This is a genomic window from Streptomyces xanthophaeus (assembly GCF_030440515.1).
In the GTDB taxonomy this organism is placed as follows: Bacteria; Actinomycetota; Actinomycetes; order Streptomycetales; family Streptomycetaceae; genus Streptomyces; species Streptomyces kutzneri.
Map to the genome: position 1 here is coordinate 3,241,300 of NZ_CP076543.1, position 11,754 is coordinate 3,253,053.

Annotated in this window: 11 protein-coding genes; 4 read left to right on the top strand and 7 right to left on the bottom strand. The window is 72.9% G+C overall.

The window, feature by feature from the left end; genetic code table 11:
- Position 1: 1 nt before the first annotated feature.
- The 5 genes from hutH to KO717_RS13930 form a co-directional block, all read right to left on the bottom strand.
- Entirely contained in the window at positions 2 to 1,543 is a 1,542-nt protein-coding gene (gene hutH / locus KO717_RS13910; RefSeq protein ID WP_301374519.1) for a histidine ammonia-lyase, read from the bottom strand.
- 107 nt (positions 1,544 to 1,650) lie between these two features.
- Positions 1,651 to 2,766 carry a GGDEF domain-containing protein gene (locus KO717_RS13915; RefSeq protein WP_301367017.1) on the bottom strand — a complete coding sequence of 372 codons (1,116 nt, stop codon included), beginning with the start codon at positions 2,764 to 2,766 and terminating at the stop codon, positions 1,651 to 1,653.
- 103 nt (positions 2,767 to 2,869) lie between these two features.
- On the bottom strand, positions 2,870 to 3,670 hold the full coding sequence (locus KO717_RS13920) for an enoyl-CoA hydratase/isomerase family protein (protein ID WP_301367018.1): 801 nt from the start codon (positions 3,668 to 3,670) through the stop codon (positions 2,870 to 2,872).
- 210 nt (positions 3,671 to 3,880) lie between these two features.
- A complete protein-coding gene (locus KO717_RS13925) occupies positions 3,881 to 5,044 on the bottom strand; it encodes an adenylate/guanylate cyclase domain-containing protein (RefSeq protein WP_301367019.1) in 1,164 nt (387 codons plus the stop codon).
- Positions 5,045 to 5,239: 195 nt separating this feature from the next.
- Positions 5,240 to 6,106 carry a biotin--[acetyl-CoA-carboxylase] ligase gene (locus tag KO717_RS13930; protein WP_301367020.1) on the bottom strand — a complete coding sequence of 289 codons (867 nt, stop codon included), beginning with the start codon at positions 6,104 to 6,106 and terminating at the stop codon, positions 5,240 to 5,242.
- 131 nt (positions 6,107 to 6,237) lie between these two features.
- Between KO717_RS13930 and KO717_RS13935 the strand changes: the two genes are divergently transcribed.
- From KO717_RS13935 to KO717_RS13950, 4 genes are all read left to right on the top strand, one after another.
- On the top strand, positions 6,238 to 7,824 hold the full coding sequence (locus KO717_RS13935) for an acyl-CoA carboxylase subunit beta (RefSeq protein WP_301367021.1): 1,587 nt from the start codon (positions 6,238 to 6,240) through the stop codon (positions 7,822 to 7,824).
- Between the two features lie 21 nt (positions 7,825 to 7,845).
- Positions 7,846 to 8,052 (top strand): acyl-CoA carboxylase epsilon subunit, encoded by a 207-nt coding sequence (locus tag KO717_RS13940; protein WP_301374521.1) that lies wholly within the window; start codon positions 7,846 to 7,848, stop codon positions 8,050 to 8,052.
- 80 nt (positions 8,053 to 8,132) lie between these two features.
- Positions 8,133 to 8,267, top strand: a complete 135-nt coding sequence (mmpB, locus tag KO717_RS13945; RefSeq protein WP_301367022.1) for a morphogenic membrane protein MmpB — start codon at positions 8,133 to 8,135, stop codon at positions 8,265 to 8,267.
- Positions 8,268 to 8,332: 65 nt separating this feature from the next.
- Positions 8,333 to 8,956 carry a Maf family protein gene (locus KO717_RS13950; RefSeq protein ID WP_301367023.1) on the top strand — a complete coding sequence of 208 codons (624 nt, stop codon included), beginning with the start codon at positions 8,333 to 8,335 and terminating at the stop codon, positions 8,954 to 8,956.
- Here KO717_RS13950 and KO717_RS13955 read toward each other — a convergent pair.
- Positions 8,937 to 9,425: a hypothetical protein gene (locus KO717_RS13955; RefSeq protein ID WP_301367024.1), complete on the bottom strand. Its 489-nt coding sequence runs from the start codon at positions 9,423 to 9,425 to the stop codon at positions 8,937 to 8,939. The genes KO717_RS13950 and KO717_RS13955 overlap by 20 nt on opposite strands.
- 132 nt (positions 9,426 to 9,557) lie before the next feature.
- Entirely contained in the window at positions 9,558 to 11,126 is a 1,569-nt protein-coding gene (locus KO717_RS13960; RefSeq protein ID WP_301367025.1) for an MFS transporter, read from the bottom strand.
- Positions 11,127 to 11,754: the final 628 nt, after the last annotated feature.

Consider the following 11,754-nt stretch of genomic DNA (forward strand, 5'->3'; position numbering starts at 1 on the left):
GTCAGGCGAGCGGACCCGTCACCGGCTCCACCGCGGCCAGGAGGCCTCCCGTACGGACGAACTCGTCGGCGGCGGCCAGGTCCGGGGCGAGGAAACGATCCGGCCCGGGACCCTGCACACCCGCCGCGCGGGCGGCCGCGATCGCGGCCTGGCTGGCCGGGGCCGGGGTCAGGCCGTGGCGCAGCTCGATGGCGCGGGTGGCCGCGTAGAGCTCGATCGCGATGATCCGCGTCAGGTTGTCGACGGCGGTGCGGAGCTTGCGCGCGGCCGACCAGCCCATCGAGACGTGGTCCTCCTGCATGGCGGAGGAGGGGATCGAGTCGGCCGAGGCCGGCACCGCGAGCCGCTTCATCTCGCTGACCAGGGCGGCCTGCGTGTACTGGGCGATCATCAGACCGGAGTCCACGCCGGCGTCGTCCGCGAGGAACGGCGGCAGGCCGTGCGAGCGGTTCTTGTCGAGCAGCCGGTCGGTGCGGCGCTCGGCGATGGAACCGAGGTCGGCGGCCGCGATGGCGAGGAAGTCCAGCACGTAGGCGACCGGCGCCCCGTGGAAGTTGCCGTTGGACTCCACGCGCCCGTCGGGCAGCACCACCGGGTTGTCGACGGCGGCGGCCAGCTCGCGGGAGGCCACCAGGGCGGCGTGCGCCATGGTGTCGCGGCCGGCGCCGGCGACCTGCGGGGCGCAGCGCACGGAGTAGGCGTCCTGCACGCGCGGGGCGGTCTCCTCCTGGTAGTGGCGGACGAGCCCGGAGCCCTTCAGGACGGCGGCCATGTTCGCGGCGGAGGCACCCTGGCCCGGGTGCGGACGGATGGCGTGCAGCTCGGGCTGGAGCACCTTCTCCGTGCCGAGCAGCGCCTCCAGGGTGAGGGCGGCGGTGATGTCGGCGGAGGTGTAGAGCTTGCCGAGGTCGGCGAGGGCCATGACCAGCATGCCGAGCATGCCGTCGGTGCCGTTGAGGAGGGCGAGGCCCTCCTTCTCGCGGAGCACGACGGGCTCGATGCCGGCTTCGGCGAGCAGTTCACCGGCGGGGCGGACGGTGCCGTCCGGGCCCTCGGCGTCGCCCTCACCCATGAGGGCGAGCGCGCAGTGGGACAGCGGCGCGAGGTCGCCGGAGCAGCCCAGGGAGCCGTACTCGTGGACGACGGGGGTGATCCCGGCGTTGAGCACGTCGGCCATGGTCTGCGCGACGGAGGGACGTACGCCGGTGTGACCGGAGGCGACGGTCTTGAGGCGGAGGAACATCAGCGCGCGGACGACCTCCCGCTCGACGCGCGGGCCCATGCCGGCGGCGTGCGAGCGGACGATGTTGCGCTGGAGCTGGGCACGCAGCTCGGGGCTGATGTGCCGGGAGGCGAGCGCACCGAACCCGGTGGACACGCCGTAGACGGGCTCGGGCTTGGCGGCGAGGGCGTCGACGATCTCGCGGGCCCGGGCGAGTGCGTCGAGCGCCTCCGCGGAGAGCTCGACGCGTGCGTTGCCGCGGGCTACGGCGATGACGTCCTCGGCGGTGGTCCCGGACGTCCCCACCACGACAGTGTGCATATCCATATTCAGCACCCTACGGATTGAATCGCTTCATGTCACTAGCTGGATCTGTCACGATCGCGACGCGGCTGGACCCCTTACGGGCCGGTAGCGCGAGCGGTCGGTCACTGACGGCCGCGGAAGCGGCGCCGCTCCCCGGGAGCCTCCTCGGCGGCGGCGTCCGCGAGCCGGACCACCGCGGTGTCCCGGCCCGCCACGACGGGCTTCGGCGAGCGAGCGGCCTTCGCCTTGTACTGGGCGGCGTCCGCCAGCCGGAACAGCCTCCGGGAGGACTTCACCAGCCCGATCGGGTCCCCGGTGGAGGCCACGCCGCAGGCCACCCCCTCGCCCAGCTCCAGCTCGGCCGCCCGGGTGCACACCTCCTCGGTGACGCGCACGATCTCGTCCGCCGTCGGACCGACCCCGACCAGGCAGAACTCGTCGCCGCCCAGGCGCGCCACCAGCGATCCGGGCAGCATCGCCCCGCACAGGCTCAGGACCGACCCGAACCGCTCCAGGAGCCGGTCGCCCATGGCGTGGCCGAGGGTGTCGTTGACCTTCTTCAGCCCGTTCAGGTCGCAGACGACGAGACTGACGACCACCCCGGTCCGGCGGTGCTCCTCCAGGGCCTCGTCGAGCCGCATGTCGACCGCCCGCCGGTTCGCGAGCCCGGTCAGCGGGTCGGTGAAGGCGAGCCGGCGCGCCTCCTCCAGGCGCTCGTTCTGCGCGAGACCGGCCGCGACCACGGCGGCGAGCACGGTGGCGAAATCGGCGTCGTCCTCGTCGAAGTCGGGCAGCCCCTCGTCCCGCGCGACGTACAGCTCGCCCCAGGCGCGGCCGCTGAGCACGATGGGCGCGACCACACAGGTCCCGCGGCCGCGGCGACGCAGGGCCTCCCCGCGCCGCCCCGGCCGGTCGCCGACCGCGCTCTCGACCCAGGCGTGCGGACCTCCGCCGCCCACCCAGAGCTCGTGCAGGAACTCGGTGATCTCGGGGAAGTCGTGCACGGGGTAGGACTCGTCCTCGGGGAACTCCTCTTCGCCGGCCCGCCGCTCGCCCTCGTTCACGAGCACCCGCAGGCGCCCCCGCTCGCGCTCCCACGCGGAGATCGCGGCGAACGAGCCGTCGAGCGCCACGCGCGCCCCCCGCGCGGCCGCCCGCACACTGTCCCGCGGCGCGCACGCCGCGGCCATCGCCTGAGCGAGTCCCACCACGGCTCGTAGCCGCCCGTCAACTCCCATCACCCCAGGCTAGGGACTTTTGTCAGATTTGGAGACAATTGGCGCGACTTTCGGTGCCGCCAAGATCACCAAGGGTGATCGGCGGCGCCGGGGCGCCGGGCGGCTACTCCCCCGGCCAGTTCGGCTTGCGCTTCTCGTTGAACGCCGCGACGCCCTCCACCCGGTCGCCCGAGAAGGCCACCGTCCGCCAGGCCGCGTCCTCGATCTCCAGACCGGCCTCCAGGTCCATCCCGTGCCCCAGCCGCAGCGCCCGCTTGGCCGCCCGCAGACCCACCGGGGAGTTCGCCGCCATCCGGGACGCCAGCGCCAGCGCCTCCGCCGTGTCCTGGCCGGCCGGGACCAGCGAGTCCACCAGCCCCAGCGACAGCGCCTCGGCCGCCTCCACCCGTCGCGCCGTGAAGATCAGCTCGGCGGCCCGCGCCGCACCCACCCGGCGCGGCAGCAGCTGCGTACCTCCGCCGCCGGGGATCACGCCCACCGACACCTCGGGCAGGCCCACCACCGCGGTCCCGTCGGCGACGATCACGTCGCAGGCCAGGGCCAGCTCGAAGCCGCCGCCCAGCGCGAACCCGTGCACCGCCGCGATCGTGGGCATCGGCAGCGCCAGCACGCCCCCGTACGCGCCCCGCGTGGTCGGCCGCTGCCGGACCAGCTCGGTGTCCGAGAAGGAGTTCCGCTCCTTGAGGTCCGCGCCGACACAGAAGGCCCGCTCCGCGGTGGAGGACAGCACCACCACCCGCACCGACGGGTCCGCCGCGAGCGCCGCGCAGGCGGCGCCGATCGACCGGGCCATCTCCGTCGACACCGCGTTCATCGCCTTGGGGCGGTCCATCGCCAGCTCCGCGACGTGCCCGTCGCCCTCCCGACGTACCGCGACGAACTCTCCGAAGCGCTGCTCAGACATGCCTGCGACCCTCCCGGTTAACGAGCGTTATCGCCGCACTCTAGTGCGCGGGGAGGCCACCGGGTCAAGGCTGCGCCGCTGCGGGGCACGGCTGCGCCTCGGCCTGTCGGCAGGAGGCACGGGGCCGCCCGTCCGCTCGGGCGAGCCCGGCCTGATCGGCAAGACACGGCCTGGGGCCGTGCGGACACGGCCTCAGGGCCCGCAGTCGCGTCAGGCGGGGTTCTTGGGCTTCCTGCGCGTCAGCGACCAGGGCTCCACGACGCCGAGTCCGCGCACCGGCCGCTGCCACATCGGCTGCAGCGCGAACCGGTAGGACGCGCCCTCGTCGGGGGCCGTCTCGGCCTCCTTCTCCGACACCGGGGCGGCCCCGGTCCGGGAGAGCTCCTCGGCCATCGCCCCGTCCACCAGGACCGCGTCCTTGGGGGCTATGGACGTGAGCCGGCTGGCCAGGTTCACCGTGGTCCCGAAGACATCGCCCATCCGGGTGGTGACCGTGCCGAAGGCGATCCCGACCCGCAGCTCGGGCATCTGCGCGTCGAGCTCCATCGTCTCGATCAGCCGCAGCGCGATCTCCGCCGCCGTCGCCGCGTCGTCGGCGCAGTACAGCACCTCGTCACCGAGGGTCTTGATCAGCCGGCCGCCGTGCGCGGCCACCAGGTCCGCCGCGGTCGTCTCGAAGGACTCGACCAGCTCGCCGAGCTCCTCCTCCTCCAGCCGCCGCGTCAGGCGCGTGAAGCCCACCAGGTCGGCGAAGCCCACCGCGAGCCGCCGGTCGACCATCTCGTCGTCGTCGGCCACCTGCACCACGCGCCCGGTGGCGGCCGCCAGCTGCCGCCGCCACACATAGACGAGGAACTCCTCCAGCTCGGGCAGCAGCAGCTCCACCAGGGGGTACGTGACCTCCGTACGGGTCATGCCCGGCTCCGGCGGCTCCGTCAGCCCCTCCAGGAACGAGTCGATCTGCCACTCCGCCAGCCGGGCCGTGGTCTGCCCGGTGGACCGCGCCACCTGCACGGCCATCGGCTCGGACAGCAGCCCGGCCTCCACCAGGCCGGCCAGCCGGCGCAGGGCCAGCACGTCGGCCTCGGTGAGCGCCCGGGCCTGCCCGATGTCGGCGAAGCCCATGGCCCGCCAGAAGCGCGAGGCCAGCTCCATGGACACGCCGGCGCTCCGGGCGGCCTGGAAGGGCGTGTACCGGCGCTCGGCACCGAGGATCAGCTGCTCCAGCCGGATGGCCAGCGGATCCGCCGTCGGCTGGGCCGTGTGATCGACCTCGTGGTGCGGAGTGTGCTGGTCACGGCCGATCGGGGTGCCCGGGCCGGACGCGGAGCCGCCACCGGCGGACGCGCTGGACGTAGGGTCGTCGACGGTCAAGGGCCGCCTCCTGTCCATTCCGTGCGCACTGCCCTGCGAACCGGTTGATCACCACGAGCACCGGGATCGCCTAAACCATACGGCAGGTGTGCCGTAGCTCACTCCCCCTCCCCACTTCCGGCCCGCCCGCGACCTGGGTGCGGGGTCCGGGGCCGCGGCCCCGGGGTGGCACCGCACCCGCCGCCCGCGCCCCTGTCAGTGCACGGAACGGAGGTGGATGACGTCGCCCGCGCCCACCGTCTCGTGCCGGTCCTCGGCCGTACGGATCACCAGGCGGCCATCGGTGTCCACCGCTTCGGCCGTTCCGGTGAGGGTCCGCCCGCCGGGCAGTTCCGCGCGGACGTGCCGGCCGAGGGTCGCGCAGCCCGCCGCGTAGGTCTCCTGGAGGCCGCTGGCCGCCGGGTCGCCGCCGGCCGCGCGCCAGTTCCCGTACCACTCCTCCAGGGACCGCAGGACGGCCCGCAGCAGCGGGTCACGGTCGGTCACGGAGGCCTTGGCCAGCGCGAGGGACCCCGCGGCCGGTACGGGCAGCTCGTCCTCGGTCAGGCTGACGTTGAGCCCGATCCCGAGGACCACGCCGTCCTCGACCCGCTCGGCGAGGATCCCGCCGGTCTTGCGCTCCTCGCCGTCCACACTGACCAGCAGGTCGTTGGGCCACTTGAGGGCGGTGTCCACGCCGGCCGCCCGGGACAGCCCGGTCGCGGTGGCCACGCCGGCCAGCAGGGTCAGCCACCCCCACCGCTCCTGCGGCACCGCGTCGCCCGGCTTGAGCAGGACGGAGAAGAACAGCCCCGACCGCGCGGGCGCGACCCAGCTCCGGTCCAGCCGCCCACGGCCGGCACTCTGCTCCTCGGCGACGAGCACCGCCCCCTCGGGCAGCTCCGCCGCCCGGGTGGCAAGGTCGGTATTGGTGGACCCGGTACTGGCGACGACCTCCACGGAGGTCCACAGCCCGTCCCCGGTGACGAGGGCCCTCTGGAGGGCGGCGGCATTGAGGGGCGGCCGGTCCAGGCTCGACCAGCGACCGGCGGAAGCACCTGCTGAGGCATCTGATGGCGTCATGCAAGCCACATTAGGTGTGTCAAACGCCGCACTGCCGAGCGCCATGCCCGCCGATACGCTACGCACCAGTAGCCAGCAGTAGTCAATCAATTGACCAGGCAGTTGACACCACGCAGGGAGCCGCGACCCCGATGTCACATCCGTCAGAGCCGATCGACATGCACACCACCGCGGGCAAGATCGCGGATCTGCAGCGCCGCATCGACGAAGCCACCCACGCCGGGTCCGCGCGTGCCGTGGAGAAGCAGCACGCCAAGGGCAAGCTGACGGCGCGTGAGCGGGTTGCCCTGCTGCTGGACGAAGGATCCTTCGTCGAGCTCGACGAGTTCGCCCGCCACCGTTCCACCAGCTTCGGGCTGGAGAAGACCCGCCCTTACGGCGACGGCGTCGTCACCGGCTACGGCACGGTGGACGGCCGCCCGGTGGCCGTGTTCTCGCAGGACTTCACCGTCTTCGGCGGGGCCCTCGGCGAGACCTACGGCCAGAAGATCATGAAGGTCATGGACTTCGCGCTGAAGACCGGATGCCCGCTCGTCGGCATCAACGACTCCGGCGGCGCCCGGATCCAGGAGGGCGTCAGCGCGCTGGGCATGTACGGGGAGATCTTCCGCCGCAACGTCCACGCGTCCGGCGTGATCCCGCAGATCAGCCTGGTCGTCGGGCCCTGTGCGGGCGGCGCCGTGTACTCCCCGGCCATCACCGACTTCACGGTCATGGTCGACCAGACCTCGCACATGTTCATCACCGGCCCGGACGTCATCAAGACGGTCACCGGCGAGGACGTCGGCTTCGAGGAGCTGGGCGGGGCGCGCACGCACAACAGCACGTCCGGCGTCGCGCACCACATGGCGGGCGACGAGAAGGACGCCATCGAGTACGTGAAGTCACTGCTCGCGTACCTGCCGTCGAACAACCTCTCCGAGCCGCCCGCCTTCCCGGAGGAGGCGGACACCGAGGTCTCCGACGCCGACCGCGAGCTCGACGTACTGATCCCGGACAGCGCCAACCAGCCGTACGACATGCACACCGTGATCGAGCACGTGCTCGACGACGCGGAGTTCCTGGAGACGCAGGCGCTCTTCGCGCCGAACATCCTGACCGGCTTCGGCCGTGTCGAGGGCCACCCGGTGGGTGTCGTCGCCAACCAGCCGATGCAGTTCGCCGGCTGCCTGGACATCGACGCCTCCGAGAAGGCGGCGCGGTTCGTGCGGACCTGCGACGCCTTCAACATCCCGGTGCTGACCTTCGTGGACGTCCCGGGCTTCCTTCCGGGCACCGACCAGGAGTACAACGGAATCATCCGACGCGGCGCGAAGCTCATCTACGCGTACGCCGAGGCCACCGTTCCGCTGATCACCGTCATCACCCGCAAGGCCTTCGGCGGCGCGTACGACGTGATGGGCTCCAAGCACCTCGGCGCGGACCTGAACCTGGCCTGGCCGACCGCGCAGATCGCCGTCATGGGCGCGCAGGGCGCGGTGAACATCCTGCACCGCCGCACCATCGCGGAGGCGGAGAATGTGGAGGAGACCCGGGCGCGGCTCATCGCCGAGTACGAGGACGCGCTGCTCAACCCGTACACGGCGGCCGAGCGCGGGTACATCGACGCGGTGACCATGCCGTCCGAGACCCGGGCGCACGTGGTGAAGGGGCTCCGGCAGCTGCGTACCAAGCGGGAGTCCCTGCCCCCGAAGAAGCACGGCAACATCCCGCTCTAGCCCCTCCAGGAGGACTCTGTGGTGATCAAGGTCGTCAAGGGCAACCCGACCCCGGAGGAGCTGGCCGCCGCACTGGCGGTGGTCCAAGCGCGCGCGGCGGTGCTGGCGATGGCTCCGTCGGGCGCTCCGCCGGTCGCGGACGAGTGGTCGGCGCCGGCCCGGGTGGCCCGGCGCCGGGTTCCGCATCCGGGGCCGCGGGCCTGGGGCCGTACGTACTGGCCCGCGTAGCCCGACTTGATATGAACGGACGGTGGCGCCTGAGTACCCGTACTCAGGCGCCACACCCGTTCCCGGGCCAGGATCGAGGCATGCTCTGGTCCGACCCGAAGAACGAGCCGCCCAAGGACATGCGCGACGCGCAGGCGATGATCCGGCGGCTGACCCTGGTGCTCGCCGTCGCCATGCTCGTGGTGGTGTACGTCCTGGGTGTGGGCCACTTCTAGACGCTGTCCGGGGGGTGCGGGCAGACGCTGTCCGGGGTGTGCGGGCCGCGCCTACGATGGCCTCCATGACTGCGACACCTGAGCCCTCGACGACCGGGCGCAAGCTCGTCCTCGCCTCCGCCTCCCCCGCCCGGCTGAACCTGCTGCGGCAGGCCGGGCTCGCCCCGCACGTGATCGTCAGCGGGTTCGACGAGGACACGCTGAACCACGACGAGCCGGCCGCCCTGGCGCTGGCCCTGGCCGAGGCGAAGGCCGCCGTCGTGGCGGGGCTGGACGAGGCCGTGGGCGCCCTGGTGATCGGCTGCGATTCGGTGCTGGAGCTGGACGGCGAGGCGCTGGGCAAGCCGGCGGACGCCGAGGAGGCCACCGCGCGCTGGAAGTCGATGCGCGGACGGTCGGGCGTGCTGCGCACCGGGCACTGCGTGATCGACACGGCGGACGGCCGTCAGGTCTCGGCCACGGCGTCGACGACGGTCCGGTTCGGTGAGCCCACGGACGCGGAGGTGGCGGCGTACGTGGCGAGCGGGGAGCCCCTGCACGTGGCGGGGGCGTTCACCCTGGACGGGCTGTCGGCGCCGTTCATCGACGGCATCGACGGGGATCACGGCAACGTCATCGGACTGTCGCTGCCGCTGCTGCGTTCCCTGCTGGGCGAACTGGACGTGTCCATCACGGACTTGTGGGCTTGAGCTCCCCGTACGGCGGCGGTGGCGGCAGGGGTGGGGTGTCCCCGCCCGCATCGCCCTCGCCGCCGCCGCTCCCGCCCGTCCGGGGGGCGTAGGACGTCAGGGTCAGGACGAGGAGGCACAGGATCAGCATCATCGTCGCGAAGGCGGCCCAGGTGACCAGGACGACGCAGAGGATGCCGAGCACCCCGTGGACGACGGCGCCGCCGATGAGCACGACGCGGCCGAAGCGGCCCGGGGAGCGGTCGCGGAGCGCGGTGACGGCGGCGAGCACGGCGCACAGGACGAGGAAGGCGCCCATGCCCGCCCCCATGGCGTAAGTCGCCTTGGACATGACATCCGGATCGCTGCCCGCGATCGACATCGACTGGTTCGCCGTGGTCCGGCCCAGCACGATGTGGACGAGCACGAGCACCGCCGCTTCCACGACGAGCACGATCGCAGCCAGTCCGGCCACGAGTCTTCGCAGCACGATGCCCCACCCCCCACGTGTCACAAGCCCGTTCGACGCCCTGGAGGCTACTAACGGGTAGCCCGGCGGGCAAGACATCCGCGCACCCGGCTTGCGGACGCCTCCGGCCCCACGACACGCCGTACGGCGGGACTACGACGACGACTTCGGCTTCTTCTCCCGCGGCCAGACGGTGTACGACCAGGACCAGATGGTGTCGATCACCCAGATCGTCAGCCAGATCCGGCCGACCCAGACCAGCGGTCCGCGCTGTTCGCCGGGCACGCCGCCGTCCGTGATCTGCCATACGAGCCAGCTGGAGTCCAGGGCCCACAGGACCAGCTGCCCCAGCGCGAACGCGGCCGTGTGGACGTACCACTCCCGCCGCTCCTTGCGGGCGTGGGCCTTCGGCCCGGGGCCGGTCTCCGCCGAGGGCTGCCGCGCCGCTTCCCGCTCGCTCATGTCCGTCTCCGTCTCCGTCTCGGTGTCCGTGTCCGTGTCCGTGTCCTTGTCCGTCTTCGTGTCCGTGCCGGTCTTCCGGGGCTGCTTCCCCTCCTGCGCCAGGCCCAGGGTGCGGACCGCGTACGGCACCACGAGCGCCCCCACGGCCGAGGTGGCCGCGGCGGCCCAGCAGGCGGCCGCCCAGCCGGCCTCCTCGTAGAGCAGGCCCATCACCAGGGGGCCGACCACCACACCGGCCAGGCGGGCGCTCTCGTACAGGCCCATGGCCCGGCCGGTCCGCCCCCCGGAGGCAGCAGCCACGGTCGCCTGCTCCACCGGGATCTGCGCGGCGAAACAGGCGGCGGCCACGGTCCACAGGACGGCGATGGCCGGCGGCGTGGAGAACACCGCGAGCCCTGCGGCGAACAGCGCGCTCGCCGCGAACGAGGCGACCATGGCCGGCGTACGGCCCAGCCGGTCGGTGAGGTGGTGCGCGTGCGCGGGCAGCAGGACGAACACCACGAATCCGGGGGTGAAGACCAGCGCGATCTCGTTCGGGGACAGCCCGAGGTCCGCCTGCAGCCGGAGCAGCAGGAGCATCCACAGCCCCGCCTCGGCGGCGGCCGTCACCGCGGACACCACCATCAGCGGCAGCAGCCTGCGCTCCGCCGCACCCCGGCGCTCCCCGCGCCCGGTCACGGCGCCCGCCCGCTCCTGGCGGGGTCCGCGCAGCAGCGAGGCCATGGCCACCGCGCAGGCGGCGCTGCCCAGCCAGAACAGCAGCGGGTAGCCGCCGCGTTCCAGCAGGGAGAACGCCACCAGGTAGCCGACGAAGGCGCCCTGACCCTCCGCCGACAGCAACTTGCCGTACGCGGAGGTGGCGTCACCGCCCTGTGCCCGCTGCCCGGTCCAGGCCCGCAGCGCGACCCAGAACAGGGCGCCGCCTGCGCCGCCCAGGCCCGCCGCGACGAAGGCCACCACCAGCGAGTCCGCGAGCGCGTACCCCGCGAACGACAGGGCGTACAGACCCGCACCGGCCGCGGCCACCCGCCGCTGGTCGAAGCGGTCGGCCAGCTCCCCGGCCGGCGGGCGCACGATCAGCGACAGCACCGCCTCGAAGGCGATCAGCGCGCCGACCACGGAGGCCCCGGCGCCCAGCGTCGACCCCGCCCACAGCGGCAGCAGGAAATCGAGCACCTCCGCCGGGGCGCTCGCGAACAGCGCCGCCGACAGGACCCGGCGCCCGGCCGGATCCGCGGGCGCCCGCGTCCCGGCGCTCACGCCTGCACGGCCGGTGGGCAGCACCCGGCCCCTGCCGCGCCGGACCGGGTGGGAACGGGCTCCCGGGAGGAGTCCTGTAACGCCATGTGCCTCGCCCTCGTCTCGCCGTCGTCTCGCCGCGGTCGCGTCCTCGCCGTTCGCGCGCCGTCCGTAAGACGCCGTTCGGCCCGCCCGGGTTGTCAACTCGCCGGTATCACCGCCGCCGCGCGGTCGCGGGCCCCGATGTCGTCCATCCGTAGGACACGCCCGGCGCGCTGCGGCCCGCCCGGGCCCGTGCGGGCCGCATCGCTGTGGGTACGGTGTTGTCCCTGTTCGCCCTGCGGGACGACCGGGCTACCAATCAGTAAACAAGGGGACAACTCCTCTCACGACCGCAAAGAAACTGTGGGCCGTTCGTAGGGACTCGACAAAGAATCACCCGGGGCCGCTGACCGGGGGGACAGAGACCTTGGATACACGACGGGGTTACTGTGCAGTCGGGGATCCCCCTGACCTGGGGCGCCACAAGGGTTCCCCGGCGGTTCGGCCCTCGCATCACACTCTGTGTGGGCAAGGTCACCACCGGGGAAGGGTCGAAAGGCCGTGTGGGCTGTCCCTAAACTCAGCTTGTTTCAAGGAGGGAGCCATC